Source organism: Grimontia sp. NTOU-MAR1 (assembly GCF_035758505.1).
Lineage (GTDB): Bacteria > Pseudomonadota > Gammaproteobacteria > Enterobacterales > Vibrionaceae > Enterovibrio > Enterovibrio marinus.
Genome location: NZ_CP142108.1, coordinates 404,348 through 428,429, shown reverse-complemented (window position 1 = coordinate 428,429; position 24,082 = coordinate 404,348). Strand labels below are relative to the sequence as shown.

The 24,082-nt window shown below is 46.2% G+C and carries 21 protein-coding genes; 14 read left to right on the top strand and 7 right to left on the bottom strand.

Annotation, left to right across the window (positions count from 1 at the left end):
- Window positions 1–49 precede the first annotated feature (49 nt).
- The 8 genes from VP504_RS01875 (at window position 50) to VP504_RS01840 (ending at window position 9,156) form a co-directional block, all read left to right on the top strand.
- A complete protein-coding gene (locus VP504_RS01875; RefSeq protein ID WP_325892679.1) occupies window positions 50–499 on the top strand; it encodes an NUDIX domain-containing protein in 450 nt (149 codons plus the stop codon).
- Between the two features lie 78 nt (window positions 500–577).
- Complete coding sequence (locus VP504_RS01870; RefSeq protein WP_325892678.1) at window positions 578–1,297, top strand: DUF3581 family protein; 720 nt, start codon at window positions 578–580, stop codon at window positions 1,295–1,297.
- A 135-nt stretch (window positions 1,298–1,432) separates the two neighbouring features.
- Window positions 1,433–2,257, top strand: a complete 825-nt coding sequence (locus VP504_RS01865) for an HDOD domain-containing protein (protein ID WP_325892677.1) — start codon at window positions 1,433–1,435, stop codon at window positions 2,255–2,257.
- Between the two features lie 222 nt (window positions 2,258–2,479).
- Window positions 2,480–3,253 carry a (Fe-S)-binding protein gene (locus VP504_RS01860; protein ID WP_325892676.1) on the top strand — a complete coding sequence of 258 codons (774 nt, stop codon included), beginning with the start codon at window positions 2,480–2,482 and terminating at the stop codon, window positions 3,251–3,253.
- On the top strand, window positions 3,250–4,680 hold the full coding sequence (locus tag VP504_RS01855; RefSeq protein ID WP_325892675.1) for a LutB/LldF family L-lactate oxidation iron-sulfur protein: 1,431 nt from the start codon (window positions 3,250–3,252) through the stop codon (window positions 4,678–4,680). Before VP504_RS01860 ends, VP504_RS01855 begins: the two co-directional genes overlap by 4 nt.
- Entirely contained in the window at window positions 4,677–5,351 is a 675-nt protein-coding gene (locus VP504_RS01850) for a LutC/YkgG family protein (protein WP_325892674.1), read from the top strand. Before VP504_RS01855 ends, VP504_RS01850 begins: the two co-directional genes overlap by 4 nt.
- Window positions 5,352–5,353: 2 nt before the next feature.
- Complete coding sequence (locus VP504_RS01845; protein WP_325892673.1) at window positions 5,354–8,185, top strand: FAD-binding and (Fe-S)-binding domain-containing protein; 2,832 nt, start codon at window positions 5,354–5,356, stop codon at window positions 8,183–8,185.
- A gap of 230 nt (window positions 8,186–8,415) precedes the next feature.
- Complete coding sequence (locus tag VP504_RS01840) at window positions 8,416–9,156, top strand: FadR/GntR family transcriptional regulator (RefSeq protein WP_325892672.1); 741 nt, start codon at window positions 8,416–8,418, stop codon at window positions 9,154–9,156.
- Window positions 9,157–9,168: 12 nt separating this feature from the next.
- On the opposite strand, the gene VP504_RS01835 is transcribed toward VP504_RS01840, so the two are convergent.
- The 6 genes from VP504_RS01835 to VP504_RS01810 form a co-directional block, all read right to left on the bottom strand.
- A complete protein-coding gene (locus tag VP504_RS01835) occupies window positions 9,169–10,347 on the bottom strand; it encodes a cytochrome and DOMON domain-containing protein (protein WP_325892670.1) in 1,179 nt (392 codons plus the stop codon).
- On the bottom strand, window positions 10,344–11,312 hold the full coding sequence (locus tag VP504_RS01830) for a c-type cytochrome (protein WP_325892668.1): 969 nt from the start codon (window positions 11,310–11,312) through the stop codon (window positions 10,344–10,346). Before VP504_RS01830 ends, VP504_RS01835 begins: the two co-directional genes overlap by 4 nt.
- Window positions 11,313–11,314: 2 nt before the next feature.
- Entirely contained in the window at window positions 11,315–12,142 is an 828-nt protein-coding gene (locus VP504_RS01825; RefSeq protein WP_325892667.1) for a carbohydrate ABC transporter permease, read from the bottom strand.
- A 12-nt stretch (window positions 12,143–12,154) separates the two neighbouring features.
- The gene (locus VP504_RS01820) at window positions 12,155–13,123 is read right to left on the bottom strand and encodes a carbohydrate ABC transporter permease (protein ID WP_325892666.1); all 969 of its coding nucleotides are present in this window, start codon (window positions 13,121–13,123) and stop codon (window positions 12,155–12,157) included.
- A gap of 53 nt (window positions 13,124–13,176) precedes the next feature.
- Window positions 13,177–14,520, bottom strand: a complete 1,344-nt coding sequence (locus tag VP504_RS01815) for an extracellular solute-binding protein (protein WP_325892665.1) — start codon at window positions 14,518–14,520, stop codon at window positions 13,177–13,179.
- Between the two features lie 64 nt (window positions 14,521–14,584).
- Window positions 14,585–15,682 (bottom strand): ABC transporter ATP-binding protein, encoded by a 1,098-nt coding sequence (locus VP504_RS01810; RefSeq protein ID WP_325892664.1) that lies wholly within the window; start codon window positions 15,680–15,682, stop codon window positions 14,585–14,587.
- Between the two features lie 606 nt (window positions 15,683–16,288).
- Between VP504_RS01810 and VP504_RS01805 the strand changes: the two genes are divergently transcribed.
- Genes VP504_RS01805 through VP504_RS01780 form a run of 6 tightly spaced genes read left to right on the top strand, consistent with a single transcriptional unit; the run spans window position 16,289 to window position 23,001 of the window.
- On the top strand, window positions 16,289–17,344 hold the full coding sequence (locus tag VP504_RS01805; protein ID WP_325892663.1) for a 4-hydroxythreonine-4-phosphate dehydrogenase PdxA: 1,056 nt from the start codon (window positions 16,289–16,291) through the stop codon (window positions 17,342–17,344).
- Entirely contained in the window at window positions 17,341–18,513 is a 1,173-nt protein-coding gene (locus VP504_RS01800; RefSeq protein WP_325892662.1) for an L-rhamnonate dehydratase, read from the top strand. Before VP504_RS01805 ends, VP504_RS01800 begins: the two co-directional genes overlap by 4 nt.
- An 8-nt stretch (window positions 18,514–18,521) precedes the next feature.
- Window positions 18,522–19,532, top strand: coding sequence for an AraD1 family protein (araD1, locus tag VP504_RS01795; RefSeq protein WP_325892661.1), 1,011 nt, complete (start codon window positions 18,522–18,524; stop codon window positions 19,530–19,532).
- 12 nt (window positions 19,533–19,544) lie between these two features.
- Complete coding sequence (locus tag VP504_RS01790; RefSeq protein ID WP_325892660.1) at window positions 19,545–20,495, top strand: YncE family protein; 951 nt, start codon at window positions 19,545–19,547, stop codon at window positions 20,493–20,495.
- A gap of 2 nt (window positions 20,496–20,497) precedes the next feature.
- A complete protein-coding gene (locus tag VP504_RS01785; protein ID WP_325892658.1) occupies window positions 20,498–22,072 on the top strand; it encodes an aldehyde dehydrogenase (NADP(+)) in 1,575 nt (524 codons plus the stop codon).
- Window positions 22,073–22,095: 23 nt separating this feature from the next.
- A complete protein-coding gene (locus tag VP504_RS01780) occupies window positions 22,096–23,001 on the top strand; it encodes an SMP-30/gluconolactonase/LRE family protein (protein ID WP_325892657.1) in 906 nt (301 codons plus the stop codon).
- A gap of 23 nt (window positions 23,002–23,024) precedes the next feature.
- On the opposite strand, the gene VP504_RS01775 is transcribed toward VP504_RS01780, so the two are convergent.
- A complete protein-coding gene (locus VP504_RS01775) occupies window positions 23,025–24,023 on the bottom strand; it encodes a substrate-binding domain-containing protein (protein ID WP_325892656.1) in 999 nt (332 codons plus the stop codon).
- Window positions 24,024–24,082: the final 59 nt, after the last annotated feature.

Below are 24,082 nucleotides of genomic sequence, written 5' to 3'. Positions count from 1 at the left end.
GCAACTCTGTATGCTGTTGGTTCACATTGTCAGGAAGGGATACTTACCAATGCATCCACTCAGAGTTTCTGTTCGCGCAGTCTGCTATCGGGACAACGCAATTTTACTCGCTGAACACCGCGACGAACGTGGCCTTTGGTACATTATTCCTGGTGGTGGCGTCAGACACAATGAAACGCTGGATATTGCTTTTAAGCGAGAGTTATTAGAAGAAACCGGTGGTGAAGCGGATATGGGGGATATCCTTTTTGTCCGAGAAGTCATTGCTGATAAATTGGATACCACTTATCTTCCAAAACACCTTCATCAAATTGAACTCTTTGTTGAAGCAACCAATTTCCGACAAGTCACCCAAGCGTCAGAACCAGATAAAGATCAGATTGGCATGGTTTGGATGCCATTAGATAAATTACCGGATTTGCTTTTCTTCCCCAAGACCATGGTAGAAGCACTTCAAACAAAATCATTCGACCGAATCTATCAAGGACACATTATATAACTGGCTAGACCATTTACCCCTGGTCGCTCAGTTACAATGCCCAACAAGATTAACAGTGGACATCCACCATAAGAGATCATGAAGTTAGATAACTATTTCAGCAAGAAAGACGGCCAATTCGTTTTCACTCGCCAACAAGCCAGTCATTTCGCCAAACTCGTTGCGGGCGATTTCAACCCAATACACGACGAAGATTCAAAGCGATTCTGTGTGCCAGGTGATCTTCTGTTCTCTGTTCTTCTTGCTAAAGCAGGTATTAGTCAGAAAATGCGAGTCAGTTTTTCGGGTATGATTTCTGATAACCTCGGACTCACCATTCGTGAAGACGAAAATGGACACTTGGATGTTATTGATTCGAATGACAAATGCTATCTGACCATGCAGCGTGAAGGTGAGAATCTGCTGAATGAGAAGCTCGCCGCCAATGTTGCAGAAAACTATGTGAAATTTTCCGGCATGAACTTCCCTCACATCATGGTTCCCCTTATGGAACAAAGCGGTATGATGATTAATCCAGACCGTCCCCTTGTGATGTATGAAAGCATGGAGCTCAACTTTAAACATCTGGGCTTTTCTAACCCGACTGTAGAACTGACCAATTCTACGATGGAAGTATCCGGCAAGCGTGGTGCCGTGATTCTTGCCTTCGTATTCAAAGAGAATGGACAAGTCATCGGTGAAGGGAAAAAGAAAATGGTATGTAGTGGTCTACGCGGATACGAAACATCTGCTGTTGAAGCACTGGTTGATAAATTCAATATTAGGAAATCTGAATTCTTGTCAGCGCAACTCGTATAATTAGTGCGACACATCATATGAACCCCGAATCATACGGGGTTTCTCAATTGCTTCAATGTCTTATAATCAATATTTGGTACCACTTTTCATACATTGTTCTATATTTAATTTATCAATATTGCGTTGAGGTTAAATATGGCAACTGCAGATCTACTTTCTCATATCGATAGGCTCCCAAAGATTCCCAAAGTTGTTCAGGAATTGATGGACTTGGTGAATAGTGAAGGTTCAGACATGAACCAAATTTCCGAAAAAATCGCGATGGACCAAGTAATCAGTGCCCGCGTTTTGCGTTTGTCAAATTCAGCTCACTTTGGTCGTGGCCGAAGTGTTGCCTCTGTTGATGAAGCGGTAATCCGTTTGGGTCTTGGACCGATCCGTACGCTAGTTACCGCTTCAGCGCTGATGAGTACTTTCCCTAAAATTGAAGGGCTGGATATTAATGAATATTGGGCAGCCACCTTCGAAGTCGCAACGCTATGCAAAACCGTGGCTAAAGAACTGAAATCAGATCAAAACGAAGCATTCACCGCAGGTATGCTTCATAACATTGGCGACCTCCTGATTTACACCGTATATCCAGACAAAGCCCAAAAGGTTGAACTTCACATAGCAGCGGGTAAAACCAAATCAGAAGCCCAACAAATTGTGCTAAGCACCGATAACGCGCAACTCGGTGGTGAATTAGCGCGAAGCTGGAAATTCGCCGATACGCTTGTCGATGCAATTGCGCACCAATACGGGGCTGTTCAGGGTGACAGCTTTTCCCAACTGGCTGCTATCATTAATTTCTCTGCCAAGGTTGATGATAACTGGGATAGTCTTCCAGACGAAGAAGCCAAAATCACCTGGCTTAATCACCAACTCGAATACAGCATGCTTGGCCTTAACGAGAGCATTGTTGATTCGCTTGATGATATTCGAGGTGCTGGCCGTGAAATGGCCAACTCTTTGCTTTAACCCCCCCCTGCTCGCCTCCGAAAAGCGCCAAATTTGGCGCTTTTCTTTTGCCTGAAACAGCCCAAACCCGCGTCATTATATTGTTTTTGGAAACAATAAATTCATTCAATGCTATTTATCGAACTATCGTTTACGCATTATTCTCAAATTCCAATAATTAGAAAATCCAGTCGCTGAAAGACTGACTAAATCTCAATGAAAGCAATGTCGCGAGGACAGCACATGCAACAACCTCGGATCTACCCTGCAAAACCACGGAAGGTTTATCTCTACGCCACTTGTCTGGTGGATGCTTTTGACCCGGATACTGGGTTAGACGCTATTTCTCTTTTGGAGGAGCAAGGCATAGACGTTGATTTCGTTCCCAAACAAACCTGCTGTGGACAGCCTGCCTACAGTTCTGGCTATACGGAGGAAGCCAGAGTTGTCGCCGAAAACCAAATGGCGCTTTTCCCAGAAAATATCCCCATTGTCATCCTATCCGGCTCTTGCGGCGGCATGATGGTTCATCACTATCCACGCCTGTTTAAAGATCATCCCTTTGAAACTACCGCCAAGTCTTTTTCGGCACGTGTTTTTGAGCTCACTGAGTTTCTGACCAATGTCTGCCGCGCACAGTTCGATGACCGCGGTGAACAAATTGCTGTCGCCATGCATACGTCTTGTGCAGCACGACGCGAGATGAACGTACACGTTTACACGGCTCATTTACTGGGACAACTCAACAAGGTGGAAGTGAAGCATCCCCAGTATGAAGAAGAATGCTGCGGCTTCGGGGGTACTTTCTCTGTTCGTCATCCGAATATCAGTGAAGCCATGGTGGATGATAAATCAAACAACCTAAAAAACACCGGCGGCGTTGAATTCGTCAGCGCGGATTGGGGTTGCATGCTCAATATCAATGGCGTGCTGGAATACAAAGGCGAAACCTTCAAGGGTAAGCATATCGCCCGTTTTTTGGCCGAGCGAACCAGAGCGCCAGGAGGTGAACAATGAGTCACAATACTCCTGAACATTTCCACCTGCAGGCACAAGAAGCTCTGGGTGAGAAAGAGCTTAGACAGAATTTCCGTGGGGCGATGGACTACCTTCGTGGCAAACGCCGTGATGCCTTCCCTGATGCAGCCGAAGAGAAAGCCGTACGCGACCGGGCAGAAGCCATTCGCCAGCGCTGTTTAAGTAAGCTGCCAGAGCTTTTGGAAAAGTTAGAAAACCAGCTCACCCGTAACGGTGTTCATGTTCACTGGGCACTCAATGCTGATGAAGCCAACGAGATTTTCAGTGGCATTGCCAATAAACACCAAGCCAAGCTCATGGTGAAGGGTAAATCCATGGTGAGTGAGGAAATAGGCTTCAACCATCATATGGAAAAACAAGGCGTTCGCTGCCTGGAAAGCGACATGGGCGAGTACATCGTTCAGCTGGATGGCGATACACCGTCACACATCATCATGCCTGCCATTCACAAGAACAAGCAGCAGGTCTCGGACACCTTCGAGCATAACCTAAACGATTTCAAACCAACGACCGATGTAGATACCTTGATTCAAACTGGCCGCAATGCTCTTCGTCAGGCCTATCAAGAAGCTGAGATTGGTGTTTCAGGTGTTAACTTTGCTGTCGCTGAAACTGGCACTCTTTGCTTGGTTGAGAACGAAGGCAACGGTCGCATGTGTACCACTATTCCTAAAGTCCATATTGCAATCAGTGGTATCGAAAAGGTGGTCGAGTCCCTGTCTGACGTACCGCCGCTCTATAGTGCCCTGACCCGTTCAGCAACAGGCCAGAACATCACGACGTACTTCAATATGATCAGCAGCCCACGGAAAAAGAGCGAGTTGGATGGTCCCGAAGAAGTCCATCTTATTTTGTTGGACAATGGACGGACTCAGGCTTATCACGATGAAGAACTTCGCAAAACACTCCAATGTATTCGCTGTGGTGCTTGCATGAACCACTGTCCGGTTTATACCCGGATAGGCGGCCACGCCTACGGCACAGTCTATCCAGGTCCAATTGGGAAGATTTTTTCTCCGCACCTCACTGGAATCGACAGCACCAAAGAACTGATTACCGCCTCAAGCTTATGTGGTGCCTGTGAGGAAGTGTGCCCGGTTCGCATTCCTATCCCTTCCCTGCTCCAGCGTTTGCGGCAGGAATCTAAGAACAAGCCAGAAGCAAATCATGATGCTTTGAAGGGACAAAATGCGGCCAGCAATACGCTGGAAAAGGCAGCGGTGAAAAGTTTCGCCTATGCCGCCACACATCCATTGCTTTACCACAGAGGCCTCGATGCCGCGAGAAAGATGAACGGACTCATTCCGAATCATCTTGGCAACTGGACGCAGTGTCGCGTGAAACCGAAACTTGCCAAAACCTCACTTAAAGTCATGCTCAAACAGCGCAAAGGAGGCCAAAAATGAGAGCACAGAGTCAACAAGCACGAGCCACCATCTTCGCCAAGTTGAACGCGGCACCACGCTCACTGCAAAGCAGTGAATTACCAACGTGGCAAGCTTGGTCATCGGAAAACAGACAATCGCGCGTTGAGCGTTTATTGGCATGCATGGAAGCAAGCCACACGGAAATTATCCGCACAGAGATAGGAAGCATTGAGACTGCGCTGGTAGAGTGCATTCAAACGAATGGATTCGGAAAAGTGCTGTTTTCCAAAAACAGCCCGTTGAAGGAAGTTATCGCAAACCAATGCCCTGATGCAAAGGCTCTCAAATATGACCAAACCATGGAAGCGCTGAAAACGACATTGTTCCAAGATGTTGATGCCAGCGTTAATGTGATTAAAGCGGCTATTGCCGATACTGGCACGCTCGCCATTGTTACCGGCGAAGACGAACCGCGAGCCCTGTCACTGGTTCCCCCTGTTCATATTGCTATCCTTCATGAATCTGACATTGTGTCTAATTTCAGCGAGTTAATGGCTTCGTCGTTTTGGAAAGAAGCGGGATGGGAAACCCAACCACCAACAAATTTGGTATTGGTTTCTGGCCCTTCAAAAACGGCAGATATTCAACAGACCCTCGCCTACGGCGCACACGGACCGAAGCGCCTGATCCTGATTTTGGTTAAGGAGTAACCATGAGCCAAACGTTGGCTGATTCAATCTACAAAACCCTTCATGAGGCGCTGCAACAACGGATTCCGCAGCAGCGCCTCATCACGGATGAAACCCGTCGTTTGGCTTATGGTACGGATGCCAGCTTCTATCGTTTAATCCCTAAAATTGTCGCGCAAGCGGATGACTTAGAGGATGTGTTATTCATCATTCAAACCTGTGGCGAACTGAATGTTCCGTTTACCTTCCGCGCAGCAGGCACCAGCCTTTCCGGTCAAGCGGTGTCTGATTCAGTGTTAATTACGCTCACAGATAACTGGCGTAACCACACCATTCTTGAAGGCGGTAAGAAAATCAGGCTACAGCCAGGTGTTATCGGTGCAGATGCAAACCGCTATCTCGCGCCTTTTGACCGCAAGATCGGGCCTGATCCAGCCTCTATCAACAGCTGCAAAATCGGTGGTATTGCGGCGAATAATGCCAGCGGTATGTGTTGTGGTACCGCGCAAAATACCTATAAAACCGTCGAGTCGATGAAGATCGTTTTTCACGATGGAACCCTGCTCGATACCGCAGATAGCCGTTCGGTTGCCCAATTTAAGCAAAGCCACCAGCATCTGATTAAGGGGATTCAATCGCTCTGTGATGATGTGAACGCTAACGGCGAATTGAAATCCCGTATCGCTCATAAATATCGCTTAAAAAACACCACAGGCTATGCACTCAACGCTTTGATTGACTTCACTGATACTATCGATGTGCTAACGCACTTGATGGTGGGTTCTGAAGGCACCTTGGGCTTCATTGCTGAAATTACTTACCACACAGTGATAGAGCACCCGAACAAAGCATCAACCTTGTTAGTGTTTAACGATATCGAAACCGCTTCCAATGCCGTTACTGCGCTTTCTAAAACGCCCGTTTCTTCGGTAGAAATGATGGATGGACGCGCATTGCGTTCCGTGGCTGACAAGCCCGGCATGCCTGATTTTCTGCCATCGCTGACACTCGAACATTGTGCCTTGCTGGTGGAATGCCGCGCGGCGGATCAGGAAACACTCGACCAGCAGTGTGCAACTATTCTCTCTTCCATCGCCCAATATAACGTGCCGCATCAAGTCGCATTCACCTCAGACGCTCACACCGTCGCGACACTTTGGGGCATTCGTAAAGGCATGTTCCCTGCCGTCGGCGCAGTTCGCGAAGCGGGCACCACAGTCATTATTGAAGATGTCGCCTTCCCTATTGAGCGTTTGGCATCGGGCGTACGAGAGCTTCAGGCGTTGTTTACCCAATATGATTACCACGAAGCTATCATCTTTGGCCATGCGCTAGAAGGTAATCTCCACTTTGTCTTCACACAGGGATTCGATAGCACAGAAGAAGTCCAACGCTACGGTCAATTCATGGACGATGTGGCACAGCTCGTTGCCGTGAAATATGGCGGCTCTTTAAAAGCAGAGCATGGTACTGGCCGAAACATGGCGCCCTACGTTGAGTTGGAATGGGGGACTGATGCCTACTCTCTTATGCAACGCATCAAAACCTTGTTCGATCCGAAAGGACTGCTTAACCCAGGTGTGATCATCAATGACGATCCACATTCGCACCTCAAGCACCTGAAACCGATGCCAAAAGCGGATGATCTCGTCGATCGTTGTATCGAATGTGGTTTCTGTGAGGCTGTGTGTCCTTCAAGGACGCTTTCGCTGTCGCCTCGCCAACGTATAGTTATTTATCGCGAGTTGAGCCGTCTCGAGCGCGAAGGCAATACAGACAGACATAAAGAGCTTCAAAAGGCGTTCGACTACTTGGGTGTGGATACCTGCGCTGCAACAGGTTTGTGCGCCGACCGCTGTCCTGTCGCTATCAACACCGGCGATCTCATCAAGAAAGTACGAACAGAAAAGTACAAACGCTTTACACCGATTGCGACATGGACCGCGGATCATTTCTCCGCCGTCACTGCAATGACCCGATTCAGTTTAAGCACCAATAAGATCATGCAGAAAACACTGGGCGAAAAAGCGCTCGGTTCGGCTATTAACGGACTACGTAAACTGACAAAAGGCAAAACACCTATCTGGCATGAAAGCTTTCCTGTTGCTAATAGTGCCCAGGTCGCGCCATCTGCTGTCGCAAAAGAGAAAAAAGTCGTTTACTTCCCTTCCTGTTCCTCACGTAATATGAGCAATGAAGTGACCAGTGATGACAAACGCTCATTAACTGAGGTGACATTGTCACTTCTCGAGCGTGCGGGGTATCAAGTCATTACGCCAAACGCGCTCAAATCACTTTGTTGTGGTATGCCTTATGACAGTAAAGGCATGAATTCTATCGCCAAGAACAAAAGCGAGGAGCTTCAAGCCGCGCTTTGGCATGTAAGCCAGCATGGAAAAGTCCCAGTGCTGATGGACACCAGCCCTTGCACCAAACTCAGTAAGGAAACCTTTTCCCAGACCATGAATATCATGGAGCCAGCAGGCTTTATCATGGAACATCTGATTGATGAGTTGGATATCAAGCCACTGGATGAAACCGTGATGCTTCATATCACCTGCAGTTCGAAACGTATGGGATTAGCTGAGACTCTGCTGAAAGCCACTAAAGCGTGTGCAAAGGAAGTGATTGTGCCTGAGCATATTGAGTGTTGTGGTTTTGCAGGCGATAAAGGCTTTTTTACGCCAGAGCTCAATGAATCTGCCCTTTCACCGCTCAAAGCCCAGATTCCGGATGGTTGCACGCGTGGATTCAGCAACAGTAGAACCTGTGAGATTGGATTAACTCATCACAGTGGTATTCCATACCGCAATATCTTGTACCTATTGGATGAGGCTTCGACGCCAACCAACTGAACACCTCGATTTTTACTCAATCACAGAGCAGCGGGCACATTCCCTGCTCTGTATCTTTTCCCAGAATCTCCTCATCATCATTACGCCTGATTACTTAATATCCATACAGATCTCGCAAGTACTACAAACATCCTTTCGTTTTCTGGTATGCTTTAAAGACCAGTTAATAATCAGTCTGCTTTTGTTTTCAGTCGACACTCCCGTGAATAAAAGTAAAAGGCTTACCTATTATGTCTCTGTTATTTTTAGATAATGAACACAAACTAAGAAACAAAACCAAAAAAGAAATTCTCGCTGAAAAGATTTTAGAAATGATTTTCACTGGACTGCTGAGAGACGGTGACGAACTCCCGAGTGAACGAGAACTCTCAAACACTTTTGGTGTAAGTAGAGAAACGGTCCGCGGTTCATTGGGGCTGATATCTGAGTTCGGCTTGCTTAACATCTCACACGGTGCAAAAACAACCATTAACAGAACAACAGACCTTCTAGAAAAGTGTCAGGAACTGAATCCAAGTCTGTCAGATCTTCAGATAAACAATCACGATATAGATACTGTATTTGAAACCCGAAAAATCATCGAGCGGGCGATCGTTAGAAAAGCGACCCTAAATATCGATGAATTTGGCCTCAAGACCATGGCGTCGCTGCTTGAACAACAACAAAAGCTGTTCGATCAGCCCGTTCATTTTCAACTGTCTGATAAACAGTTCCACCGTTTAATTGCCGAATGCGTTCCTAATGAATTGCTCAACAAATATGCTCAAGAGCTCTATGCATTTGGCCTTCAATTCAGGCGCGTTGTGCTGTCTGTCGATGGAAGCATTGAAAAGAGTTACAAAGAACACGTGAGGATTTATCAGGCTTTAGAAAATCGAGACCCAGATAGAGCAGAAGAGATGATGGTCAATCACCTCAATAGCGTTTACGACACCACGCTAGAGGTCATGCGTGTTAAAAGTGGTTTCTAAAAAGTGTATTGATTACTCTTTATAAGGCCGCTTGCTAAATCTATTACCAGGGTGAGAGCGGCTAAAGCCCCATATAGCATGGTAAGTATCTATCCAACGGTGTTGGAGACTGAAAAGCACATACGCACCAACCATGAGAACTTCCATAACAAGCAACAGAATATAAGCCCAGGCACCAAGGTTGAAGAGAAAGAATCCTGTGTACAAACACAGATGTGAAGCTATTAGCACTACATAGCCCATCGATTTGTGTAACCACTCAAAGAGCCGACGATACAGCGTCATGTTATAGTGATCGCCATACCACATGTTTCTGGGCACAGGATTCCCATGATCATCAACAGGTCCTCCTTTTGTTCCCCTTGCCCAGCCATATCCTCCCTGAATAACTGATAGTCCCAACACCACTATGCCTACCTTTGCATGTAGAGTTGAAAGGTCAAAACCGCCAATACTCCAAACACTTAATCCAAATGCAATGATAGATAATACAATAACACCAGCATGACCTAACCAGTGGGTGACCCACCAAAACTTGTTATCGAGAGAAATTGGAAAGTTTTGCCCAGGGGTGACCTTAAAATAACGAGTGACTGTAATAATGATTGGAGAAAAGATCCCCCAGCTAAATACCAGCAAAAGCGCATGGAGGATAATGAGAACCGAAAAGCTCCTTTCTGCTTGCGCGCCACTCCCAAAATGAATTTGCTGCACCCCATATTCTGGGTGAAGGCCAAACGACTTATTCCCACCAACAGCCCACAGCAAATCAGTAAATTGAGATGGATTAATCACCGCGTCCCTGATGTCGCCGGTATCCAGAATGCGTTCAAATATCAGTGTGGTCTCATCGTTGTCAAACTCAATGGATGAGCCAGTGATATTCTGCTCTGGATCGTCATTGATATCGACCTGAAGCCTGCCCGACATATAGCTATCAACAACGAGAGCTTTATCTATATATCCAATGACCGCGTCAGCGTTTGTCATTGTCTTACCGAAGCCAAGTCCTATCCAGACTTCTCCAGGATGAATAGCTTTGACTTTCAAATCATCATCACGCACTGACCAGCAGAGAATAAGGTCGCTGTCGATGAGACGCGCCTGATGCTGATACGTATTACATAGCGCTGGCTCATCTGCACTGGATACAAAAGAAAATAACATGAGGAGTGATAGTAACCATTTCACCTTTCATCTCCTCCCCGCAGTGATTGAAAGTATACTGTCATTGCATCCGCGTCTTCATCGCTGAGCTTAGAGGTGATCTCGTCGACAACCAGAGCCATCTCTCCGCCAGTGTGATTTCCGTCTGGTAGCAGTCCTACTTTCAGAAAGCGGCGCCAATCCTCTCTGGTCCAATCTCCAAGTGCATCAGGAGAGTTCAATAGACTCGGCGCAGGATTGAATTCTCCGATCTCCACACCATACATCCATTTATCACGCAAAATACCGCCCAAAGCATCCCTTGGTGTATGGCACTCTCCGCAATGCCCTAATGCTTCAACCAGATATGCCCCACGCCTTAATTCTGGAGAAGCTTCACCGTCAGAAGTAGGAACAATGTTGTCATCATCCGCATAAAAAATATTCCATATCCCAAGTCCCGAACGGATACTGAAAGGAAACGGGAGTGTTTTCTCTTTTACGTTTTCAGCTGCAGGTGCAATACCGGCATCGATATATGCTTTGAGATCAACAATATCTTGATCGCTCATGCGCGCATATGTTGTGTATGGAAAGGCTGGATAATAAAAATAACCATCCGGAGAAATACCCTTTCTCATCGCCCGTTCAAACTCAGTGATACTCCAGTCACCTATCCCGAATGTCTCATCCGGTGTGATATTGGAAGATAAAAGCGTTCCAAAAGGCGTTTTTATCCTCTTACCACCCGCTGCTGCTTTCGCGCCATTCCCCAAACTTGTATGACAAGCCGCACAACCGGATAAGTGATAGACATACTCACCATTTTTTATATCTGCGGTGAGTGAGGTTAGATTAGATTTTTCCGCATCTAGCGCGATATGGGGGTAAACCAGCAATGTAACGAATATGCATGCCCCCATCGCTATCAGAACCGCTCCAAATGCGAAGGCTCTTTTCTGCCAACGACACAGCGGCTTGATAGCAAGCTTGTTTAACAGCCACCTCATTGCTACCCCTTCACAGCACCGGCGGTCATCCCCGAAATAATCTGTTTAGATGCAATAAAGGTAAAAATGATGGGAGGAATCGCTAAGAGGACGCCCATTGCCATGATTGCACCCCAGTCAATATTGTATTCCGTCAACGAATTTACGATATACACTGGTGTTGTCCTCGTACTTCGGTCAGAGATCGCGTTGGCAATAAGAAATTCATTCCACGCTATTCTGAACGTAAAGATGGAAGCCGCAGCTAAACCTGGTTGAATCACAGGCAAAATGATGTGGAAAAAGACCTGAAAGGGATTTGCCCCATCCATCCTTGCTGCTTCCTCTAACTGAATCGGTATCTGCGTAATGAAGCTCTGCAATATCCAAATCACAAATGGTAAGTTCATCGCTGTGTAGATGAGAACAATACCGTTCAGAGTGCCATCAATCTGATAGTCGAAAGTCCATATCCCAAAGACAGGAACCAGCAATACTGCAGGCGGTACCATTCTCATCACCAGCGTCGTCATAGATACCACATCCCTACCGAAAAAACGGTAACGAACAATGGCATACGCTGCCATACACCCCGCCACTAGGGTGATCGCAGTTGATACAATAGCCACATATAGAGAGTTACTGACATTATTCACCAACGAACGGTCATCAAGCATAGTGGCGTAGTTCTGCAACGTTGGAATAAAAAACCATGCCGTGCTATCGCTCATGATGTCGACTTTCAACTTGAAAGAAGTGATAAACATTAGGACGATCGGTCCCAACGAAAAAACCACCAGTGAGAGGAGTACTGAGTAATACAGGACTGTGTTTACCGTGCTTCGTTTCATGTCCTAATCTCCCTAATACTTCTCTGCTGCAGCTTTCATTTTGCTGCTACGTGTTTCACGCATTTTGTTAAAGACAAACATCACAATGGTGATGATCAGAACCAAGCCCAAAAGCATGTTTGAAAGTGCCGCTGCAAGCCCAAGCTCTTGGCTGTCAGTGACCGTTTTGAAAATCCTAAGGGAAAGTATTTCCGTTGATAGCCCTGGCCCACCATTGGTAAGGATCATGATGACTTCCAGCACCTTGAATGCGTCTATCAGCCTCAACAGTAGTGTGACGATAAGAACAGGAAGCATGAGTGGAATCTTGATATGCCAGATTAAGTTCCAGTTGTTCGCACCATCAAGACGGGCAGCTTCTACCACGGAGCTTGACAGAGACTGAAGTGCTGCCAGTGAAAGGATCATCACGAAGGGAGTCCACTGCCAGATATCCGCAAGAATGATAGAAAAAAGAGACCAAGAAGGGTCTGACAACCATGGGATACTTTCAAAGCCCAAAGCATTGAGCATTTTATTAAAGATGCCGAACTGTGGGTTATACATATAGCGCCAAACTAAGCCCACGGCGATAGGGGCAATCATCATTGGTAGAATGAATATCGTCCGGTAAACAGACATTCCTTTCATTGGCCTTTCTAGCATCAATGCCAAACCAACACCTAATGCCATCTCAAGAAGCACAACGGTGAAAGCGAAAGTGACAGTCACAAAGAAAGACTCTAAAAACCCAGCGTCCTGGAGCAGCCAAATATAATTGTCCAGCCCTGCAAATTCGGCGTCGGAAAAAGGTTGACTAGGTCTCCAGTCAAAGAAGCTGGCAAACATCATATAGCCGACGGGATAGACCAGTGCGAAAACCAGAATAACTGCTGCAGGTGCCATGAATAGGTAGGGCGCAGCGTTATTCATAAAGTGACGTAGTGTTCGCCGCTCTGTCTTTTCGCTTTTGCCCAATGACAATGAACTCATAATTTGCATTTTCCAGTTCCGTTGGATAGTTGGAGGCAGGTGATTAGCCTGCCTCAGTATTTTTATTGATAGGTGTAATAGCCTGCTTTTGTCATGATAGATTTTGCGGTGTCGTTAGTTCTATCCAGCGCTTCCTTGATAGTGATTTCTCCCGTCATCGCTTTGGATAGATTGGTGCCCAACTCAGTATTAATTTGCCCCCATACTGGAATGATTGGTCTCCAGTCAGGATCCGCATCCTTGAGCGCTTCACCGAAGATTTCCATTTGTGGAAACTTAGCGACGACATCTGGATCTTGGTGTGTAGAGAAGCGAGATGGATTACCGCCAGCAAGCGCAATCATCTTGTCCGCTTCCTTGGAAGTCAGCCATTGCATCAACAAGAACGCTGCCTCTTTGTTTTGGGCATTTTTTGGAATAGCAAGGCCAAACCCGCCCGTTTGAGAAGCCCTACGCTCACCCATAGGGTGTTTTGCCCAGCCGACTTTTCCCACAATTTTTGATTTTTCAGGGTCATTCACTTCACCAGCTACAATGGTGGTATCTAGGTACATCGCAGCTTTGCCTTGTAGGAAGGCATTTTTCGCTTCAGACAGACCGAATGACGTTCCTCCTTCGGGCCCACACTCCAAAATTGTCTTGAGTGCTTCAGCGGCTTTGACGGCCTTCGGGCTGTTGATGGTCGGGTTCCACTGCTCATCGAAGATCCTTCCACCCAAAGGTGCTAAATGAAGAAGATAAGCATGAGAGATTTGGTGACCTGATTTTCCGCGTGTCGCTAAGCCAACCATGCCTGGTTCGAGTTCTTGTATTTTACAAGTAGTCTCAAGAAGCTCTGCGTAAGTTTCAGGCACTTTCAAACCATGTTTTTCGAAAATGTCCTTTCTATAGCCCAACACTGAGGTTTCAGAACCAAATGGAATGCCAAACAAAGCGCCAGTAGGCCCTGGGAGGTAGCCTTTCTTACCACCCGCTACACCAACGTTTTGTACGTAACCATCAATAAGGTCATCTGCATCATAGTTGGGATCAGACAGCTTTGGATTCATAAAAAAGCGAGCGAGCGGCTCTATCTGGTCTGCTGACACATAATCCGCTTTCGAGAAAACAACATAAGCGATCAGATCGTAGTCACCTTTTCTTTTCGTTAGCTCCAGCGTTTGCTTCTGACGCATAGCCAAGTATTGAAGTTGATCGACTTCAACACCAATACCGGTTTGCTTTTCAAATTCTGGAAGTACCTTCATCACGGCATCGTAGTGAGGGTGCGCTGGGAAATTCACGACCAACGTTTCTCCCTCATATGGTTGGTAAGGGTTCGCTAATGAATTGGCCGACAACAACATTCCTGTGCAAGCCAGCAATGAAATGGCGCAACTCTTCAGATTTTTTGCATTCCTTAACATTTCTCCTCCCGCATAACTGCTTGGGGTAATTGGTGAGTAATGAATAACACTTCCCTGTCTACGATCAGTTGTCTGGGTAAAGTGCTTTTTCGGTTATTGCATCGAAGATATAGAGGTCCGAATACTTGAAATAAAAATCAACGTATTCGTCCCGTTTAGGCAAGCTTTCGGAGGTCACTTCAATAGCAACCCGATTGCCGCCGATTTCAGAAACAATGATGGAGTTAGAGCCGCAGTACTCTGTCACTAATACTGGGAGTCTAATTTTGTTCGAATATTCTAGAGGATGTGTCGAAAATGAAGATGGACGGACACCAACATACACTGATGAAGATGAGAGTTGTTTTATTTTGTCTTCAAGCGTTGGGTCTACTCGGAATTGGAAGCCATCCCCTTCAATGAAAATCCCTTCCTCTGTGTGGTTCACATCACCCGATAAGAAGTTCATAGAAGGTGAGCCCATAAAGCCCGCAACGAATTTGTTCACTGGGCGGCAAAAAAGTTCTTCTGGTGTGCCGTGCTGCTGAACATATCCATCATTCATTACTACGATCCTATCTCCGAGGGTCATGGCCTCTATCTGATCGTGGGTAACGTATATAATGTTTTTGTTTACCTTTTTTCTCATCAGGATGAGTTCAGCCCGCATCTGTGCTCTCAGCTTCGCGTCAAGATTAGACAAAGGTTCATCCATTAGTAACGTAGAAGCGTCACGAGCTAAAGCCCTGCCCATTGCGACTCTTTGCCGCTGTCCTCCAGACAATTCGCCAGGTTTACGGTGAAGTAAATGGTCAAGGCCAAGCATCTCTGAAACGCTTCTCACGCGATTGTCAATTTCTGTTTTGTCTACTTTTGCCAGGCGGAGTGCGAAAGAGAGGTTTTTCTCGACATTCATGTGGGGGTATAGCGCATAGTCTTGAAAAACCATGGCAAGGTCTCTATCTCTCGGTTCAAGTTGGCTCACCTCCCTCTCGCCGATGTATATATCTCCAGAGGACACTCTTTCCAGCCCTGCAATCATTCTGAGCGTCGTTGACTTCCCGCAACCTGATGGGCCGACCAGCACAGTGAATTCGTTGTCTTCAAAGGTGAGATCTAGACCGTGGATGACTTCTACATGTTCGTAACGTTTGACGAGTTCTTTAATTCTAATTTGAGGCATGTTCAATCCTTGAAAATGTGGAAGCTATCCTTCGTTACTGTTGTCACGAGAAGCAACGGAGCAACGTGTAGCAACAGACTGCTGAGGGTATTCAACTTATAACCCCCCAACTAACTGGTCTGTTAAATGTACCAGAAGAAATCCTAATCAGATCGCCTGTTGATCATTTTTTGTTCATAGTTTGCTTTTTATCAAACTAGATAACGTAATATATGAATGAAATATTACTAGTGAGACAATAAGGGAATTTATTTATCACAGTTGAGTTTTTATTTAGTCTAATATCTTTAAGTATATATATATCAATAATATAAATAATTTTACATCCAAAAATCACATATCTTAGGCTAATTTACATCACTAAAAATCAATAAGTTACAGGGAAAAATATCTTCAGAAATCTATATCTGTTCAAATTGAAATTAAGATTACCTCCTCGTTCACCTTGTAAGCTGAAAAACCAACTGGTACGTTTTAAATACCATTTAGTGTAAACATTGAGCGCTCAGAAGTGTTCTATCGGCTCACGGACACGCCGTACCCCTTAAACTAGCGTTCCGTTTGAGTAGAAGACGACCGGGCAAAGCGAATCACAGGAAAGTAGAGATGGTCAGAACAAAGCCAATAGTGGCAGTGACATTAGGTGATCCATCAGGCATTGGTCCTGAACTGGTTGTGAAAAACTTTGCAGAGCCAAACTTCGAGCGGGGAGCTTGCAAGGTTGTTATCGTCGGTGACGAATGGCTTTTGAAGAATGCGCAGAAAACTGTTGGTGTAAAAATAGAGGCGACGCACATTACAGACTTTGGCGAGATCAGCCAGAGTTCCGGCGAAAAGATCTATTTTCTACCAGTCAACACAATGCCTGAGGAGTCTCTGGAGGTAGCGGTTGCGAACCAAGCCAGCGGGAAATCAGTGCTTGATGCACTATCTTTTTGCCTACACGCGGCACAGGACAGGAAGATAGATGCCATTTGCTTTGCACCACTTAACAAGCATGCGATGAAAATGGCAGGAATGGAGTTTGAAGATGAACTCCATTTTTTCGCTGATTTTCTGGGTGTTAATAGTTACTTTTGCGAATTCAATACCTTGGATGGCATTTGGACTTCCAGGATTTCTTCACACGTTCCCCTGAAAGATATCTCAAAATACATTACAACCGAGCGTATCGTCCAAGCAGGTTGTTTAATCAGCGACAGCCTAATCAAAGCCGGTATATCCAATCCAAGAATAGCCGTTGCAGCGCTTAATCCACATGGTGGAGATGGCGGTACGTGTGGTCGAGAAGAGATTGAGATCATTAGCCCAGCGGTGAGTCTCTTGAAGGAGAAGCGAGTCAACGCACATGGGCCTTTTCCTGCGGACACCATATTTCTCAAGGTCAGAGATGGTGAATACGATGCGGTTGTCACTATGTACCACGACCAAGGACAAATCGCGATTAAGCTGTTGGGCTTTGAAAATGGCGTGACTGTCCAAGGTGGGCTGCCTATTCCTATCACTACTCCCGCTCACGGAACGGCTTTCGATATTGCCGGTGAAAACAAGGCTAATTTCAATGCTATGCGCAAGGCGTTCAATTTAGCTTGTGTCATGGGTGAATCACAATTCAGGGAAAATCCACCTCCAATCGATGATCTTAAAGAGGGAAGTAAATGAAAATCACATCGATAAAAACCCGAGTTTTCGAGTGGAAAGGCCATACTGTTCCACCCGCTTCTAATTTCTGTTCTAACGCTACAGATATGCTCTGGAGAACAGGCGATTCAATGGGGACATTTCGTTTCCATGATTGGGCAGTTGTCGAGATACAGACGGATACCGGTATTGTCGGTATTGGTAATGTGGCATTAGCACCCCGTATCGCAAAAAACATTATCGACCATTATCTCGCTCCACTCGTTATCGGACAGGATCCCTTCGATTATGAACACATCTGGCAGAGCATGTATCGCTCCACCATCGCCTGGGGACGTAAAGGGATTGGTATGGCAGCAATTTCTGCCATCGATATAGCCATATGGGATGTTATGGGCAAAGCCACTAACAAGCCAGTCTTTAAACTGCTTGGAGGAAGAACGAAAGAAAAAATCCCTGTTTATGCCTCCAAGCTATACCGAACTGATTTGGATGAAATGCAAAGAGAGGCACAGTCTTATCTCGATCAAGGCTTCAACATGATGAAAATGCGTTTCGGCCACGGTCCCAATGATGGGCCCCAAGGTGTTAAGCAAAATCTAATGGCCGTTGAAGCCGTCAGGGAAGTTATCGGTTACGACAATGATCTGATGCTCGAGTGCTACATGGGGTGGAACCTAGAGTACGCAAAACGTATTTTGCCAAAGCTTGAACGTTTTGAACCCAGATGGCTTGAAGAACCAGTAATTCCAGATGATATCGACGGCTATGCGGAGTTGAACCAGTTAACCAGCATCCCGATCTCCGGTGGAGAACATGAGTTTACCAGTCATGGTTTCAAACAGTTGTTAGACAAGCGAGCAATTTCCGTCATTCAGTATGATACCAACCGCGTTGGCGGAATAACGGCTGCACGTAAAATTAATGCCTTAGCCGAAGTGTATAGTGTCCCTGTCATTCCTCACGCAGGTCAAATGCACAATTACCATCTAACCATGTCGACACTGGCTTCTCCCGTCGCCGAGTATTTCCCTGTTCATGATGTAGAAATTGGTAATGAGCTGTTCTATTACATCTTTGAAGGCGATCCCGCTCCGGTTAATGGCTATGTGGATTTAGATAACACCTTACCAGGACTGGGTCTTTCGATTTCCACCAAGTATCTCGATCACTTCAACATCATCGAATAGGTAACAAAATGACTCATTACCGTGTAATCCAATACCTATCAGATCAAGGGCCCAGTTTGGCAAAGGTGCTCAGTGCAGATGAAGTGATTCCACTTAAAAAGACACTGACTACTTATGACTTAGCCCTCATGGCTATTGAAAGCTCTGTACCGTTAACATTCGTGATTGACAGCTTGTTATCAGAAAAAACCCTCAGCTACCATAAATTGATTGAAGACGGTTTAGTGCTTTCTCCCCTGCACCACCCAGACCAAGCCCATACCTTTGTCACTGGTACAGGTCTGACTCACTTAGGCAGTGCAGACACACGTGCGTCGATGCACAGCAAAATCCAGCAGGATGATTCGACACTGACGGACTCCATGAAGATGTTCAAGATGGGTATAGAAGACGGCATAGCAACCGAGTCGCGCTATGCCTCTCAACCAGAATGGTTTTACAAAGGAAACGGCAGTATTGTTCAAAAGCCCTTTGGTAAAATGCCTTCTCCCTCATTTGCACAGGATGCGGGTGAAGAGCCAGAAATCGTTGGCGCATACATTAATGACAGCGTTGGCAACCCTCATAGGATAGGATTTGCTATCGGAAACGAGTTTTCTGACCATATAACAGAGCGCCATAATTACCTTTGGCTAGCACACTCCAAGCTTAGAAACTGCAGTTTTGGACCAGAGTTACTGATTGGCGACATTCCGCAAAGCCTTGAAGGAACAAGTAAGATTCTACGCGACGGTGACGTCATCTGGGAGAAGCCTTTTGTGACTGGCGAAAGCAACATGTCCCATAACATCCGTAATCTAGAGCATCACCACTTCAAGTACAGTCTTTTCCGTCACCCCGGAGACGTCAACATACACTTTTTCGGCACATCAACACTCAGCTTCGCGGATTCTATAAAGACCATTGATGGTGACGTGTTTGAGATTGAAGTGCCTCAGTTCGGCCGAGCACTCAGCAACAGATTGGTACAGGAAAGCCAAAATATAGACTCAGTTGTAGTTGTTGATGTGATGTATTAAATGGAAGTATACATGAAAAAAGATATTTTGCTCCTAAACCAAAAGAGCGCACACACAATTGGTTTCTTTGATGTCGAAAACGGTGAAGCCATTAAGCAAATCGAGGTGGGCCAGTTTCCCCATGAGTTTGTTGTCGATTCAAAAAGAGAGTTCGCGTACGTAGGACACTATGGTGTTCAAAACTCAGGAATTACTGAGGACCACGGAGGTTGTAGTATTTTCGTGATTGATTTGAAAACCAAGGAGCATGTCCACACCATTAGCACTTGGCCATATTATCGTATTCATGGCTTAGCGCTTGATGACAAAGACCGCCTTTATGCCATGAGCGAATCTCAAAATGTCATGGTCATTTTCGAGTCTCCCAGAACGGCTAACGCTCCAGATCGGGCGCTACCTTCCGGTGGTCTAAAAACACATTTGTTTTCACTGACCAAGGACGGTAGCACTGCTTATTGTTTGAACCTTCTTAGTCATACCGTGACAAAAATCAGACCTTGGGATCCAGCCTTTCTGCCCGTTGCCATGTATCCGGGCAAAAAACCAGAAGGCAATTGCCTGTCTGATGATGAACAAACGCTATTCGTCACTAACCGCCTCGATAACCAAGTCGTCGCCATTAATACAGAGTCGCTAGAGGTTACTGCGCGCGCAGATACAGGTACTGATCCTACTAGAGCCTATCTGTCTCCTGATGACCTTCTCTATGTCACAAACTACGGCGGACAGTCCATCAGTATTTTCAGTTTATCTCTTGAAAATAAAGGAACGATTGACCTCCCTGCTGATCCTATTGCTGTCAGTTTTCATCCGACCAGCGGCGATGTATTTGTCTCTTTGACCAATGACACCGTTGCCGTCTTAGACCCGAACAACCTCAACGTGAAACGCTCATTCTCTTGTCTCGCAGAACCGGACGTTTCATTCATCCTGCAATCCTCTTCACATCCAACGGGAGCCTGATCATGTCAGTTAAGGGCGTAATGTTTATTAGTGGTCAAGACGTTTTTGGTCAAACTGGGCAGTTGTATTCGATGAATCCTGCCACTTCTTTACCTATCGAACCGCTATTTGCTGGCGCTTCTCCAGAGCAGGCGATGCTTGCCTGCACCGAAGCAGATAAAGCGTTTGAAAGTTACAGACAAACATCACCAAAACAAAGAGCGGCATTTCTAAGAACAATCGCAGAAAACATCATGTCTCTTGGTGACGAACTTCTTGAACGAGGTACGTTAGAAACAGGGCTACCGATAGCAAGGCTGACAGGCGAAAGAGGGAGGACTTGCGCACAGTTGAACCTATTTGCTGATGTCCTTGAGAATGGTAGGTGGCAGGATATTAGGATTGACACTGCTCTGCCAGATAGAACACCGCTTCCCCGCCCGCATCTTGGTATGAAAAAAGTACCTTTGGGACCGGTCGTCGTTTTTGGATCCAGTAACTTTCCGCTTGCTTTTTCAGTTGCAGGTGGCGATACCGCATCAGCATTGGCAGCGGGTTGCCCTGTCATTGTAAAAGGGCACCCGGCACACATGGGGGTCTCTGAGTTGGTTGGGCGCTGTATCGTCGAAGCGGTTAAATCATGTGAATTACACCCCGGGACCTTCTCTCTGGTTTTTGCCAATGGTAACTCCATCGCACACGAGCTTGTTGCCCACCCTAGTGTTAAAGCTGTTGGATTCACCGGGTCTCAAGCTGCAGGTTTGGCGTTGATGCAAACAGCACAATCAAGGAAGGAGCCTATTCCTGTCTACGCAGAAATGAGCAGCATTAATCCGGTGGTGTTGATGCCAAAAGCACTCGATGCAGACCCTGAAGGTTTAGCTAATCAGTTTGCCGCTTCCTTGACGATGGGCGCAGGACAATTTTGCACAAACCCTGGGCTGGTTTTAGCGACTCCGAGCGCTTCATTGACCAAGTTTATTGAACAGGTCAAACAACAACTGAAAGACAATAGTGCTGGCACCATGCTCACGGGCAACATTCAACAAAACTATGCTGCAGCCAAAAATAATCTCGTTAATCACCATGATGTTAGCTTGGTTGCTGAAGGGCTATCTGGTGGAGTAAATCATTGTACTCCAGCACTTGTTGAAGTCGCCAGCAAAGCCTTCCTGGACGACGACAGTCTTCATGCTGAGGTCTTCGGGGCGTTCTCCATGCTGGTTACCTGCCAGAACACGGCGGATATTATTGATGTTATTCAACGCCTTGAAGGTCAGCTGACGGGTACTGTACATGCTAACTCTGAGGATGATCCCGAGTGTATTCATGGCATCGTATCAGCGATGGAGCTCAAAGTTGGACGAATCCTGTTTAACGGCTTCCCCACAGGGGTTGAGGTATCAAGCGCGATGGTCCACGGCGGTCCATATCCTTCAACATCGAACAGTCAAACTACTTCGGTGGGTACACTTGCGATTGATAGATTTGTTCGTCCTGTTTGCTACCAAAACGTTCCAGAGGCATTTCTGCCTGATGAGTTAAAAGCAGATAACCCACTAAATGTGAGTAGAACGATAGACGGTCAGCCAGAATAAATAAAGAGTCAGGATAGTGCCTCATGGATTACACCATTCATTTCGATGACATTTTTGCTGAAGGTAAAATACCGCAGAAACTTTGCTCAGGCGTAATATGGGCCGAAGGTCCCGTCTGGTTGAGAGAAAGCAATGCAGTACTTTTTAGTGACGTCAAAGGTTGTAAACTCTACCGCTGGAGTGAGGCCGAAGGCCTAACGATAGAGAAAGCTTACTCTCATTTTTCTAACGGGAATTATCTCGACTTAAATGGCAATCTCATTAGTTGTGAGCATGGTAGGCGTTGTGTCAGCAAAACTTCACCTGATGGCGTCACCACTATCCTTGTTGACAATTTTGATGGCAAAAGATTGAACAGCCCAAATGATGTCGTGGTTAAGCGAGATGGAAGTATTTGGTTTACCGATCCGCCATACGGCATTTTAGGGAATGACGAAGGCTTTCAGGCTCAAAGTCAAATAATAGGGTGTCATGTCTATCGCTTCGACCCCCTAACGGGGGATTTGGACATCATGACAACAGACGTGCAGAGGCCCAATGGGCTCGCCTTCTCACCGGATGAACGGACGCTTTACGTTGCCGATATGTCGATCGTCGAATTTCCCACCAAGGGCCGACGTGAAATCCGCCAGTTTCCTGTCGATGGAGACGGTTCACTTGGGAAAGGGGAAACCCTCTGTATTGTGGAACCTGGGATCCCAGATGGGTTTCGAGTAGACATACACGGGAGCATATTCTGCAGTTGTGATGAAGGAATCGCTGTCTTTACACCAACTGGTGAGAAGCTTGGACTAATACCCGTTCCTGAGCGGGTCAGCAACTGTACATTTGGCGGTGAAGATCAGTCTTACCTATTCATCACGGCAACAACGTCGCTTTATGGTATCAAACTGAATACGAAAGGAATCCAATACGCCCAAACGACCTGATTTTCCAGGCCGTTTGGGTTGATTCAAGAGCTAAGGCTCTCTCCTTCATCGATGTCAAAGCCAAGCGGTTCTATGTCAATTTGGGCTCCATGAATTTGACTCAATAGAGCTAGCGCAGCATGTTCCCCAGTTTCTCTATCAGGCGTAATGACACTCGCTAATTTCGGCATCATAGATTGCCCGATATCGAGCGCATGTATGCCCGCGATCCCAATTTGCTCAGGAACAGACAGCCCCTGACTTTGGCATTCAATCAACACCCCGGCAGCTAGCTCATCATCTGTGCAGAAGAAGGCGTCAGTGTCTGGGTACCGGTCAAAAACCTTAGTGGCCATTTTACGGGCTAGTGAAACTGACGACTCCGCTTTCGCGGTTATACTTCTTGGCGTCAATCCAGCATCTTCCATTGCATCCACATAACCTTGAAGCTTATTTGAAGTGCGAATCCCCTTTTTCACGTTAAGGCAGACAATGTGCTCGAAACCCCGTTCAATCATAAGCGTCACCATTGAAAATGCAGCAAGCTCATTATCAATGCCCACGCTTTGTGCTGTATTTTTCGGTGTTGACTCCATGATTTCTACGTAGGAAATACCCGCCGTTTGAATCATTTTCAGCGATTTCTGAGTATGGTCACTGTCAGCCAAGATAAGTCCATCAACATTGAAAGAGAGCAACGATTCAATGCGCTGCTGTTCAGTCTCTGCGCTATAGCCACCGTGTGCAAGCATCACTTGATAGCCATTTTCTTCAGCCACAGTTTCTATTCCCGCAAGCACTTGTTGAAAAACCGAATGGCATAAAGAAGGAAGGATAACGCCAAGCGCTTTACTGCTGCGGTTTGAGAGAATGTCAGGCACCCGGTTGGGAATATAACCCAGTTCATCGAGCGCAATCTGGATTTTTTCGCCCGTCTTTTTTGCCACTTTGTGAGGATATTTGAGATAGCGACTAACGGTCATTTTGGTCACACCCACACGTTTAGCCACATCATTCATGGTAGGACGGCGATTCTTTTCCATAGCAACCTCCTCAAAAACCTCTTGATATAAGTTTTTGAGCTAATTCAGCTATTCGCCAC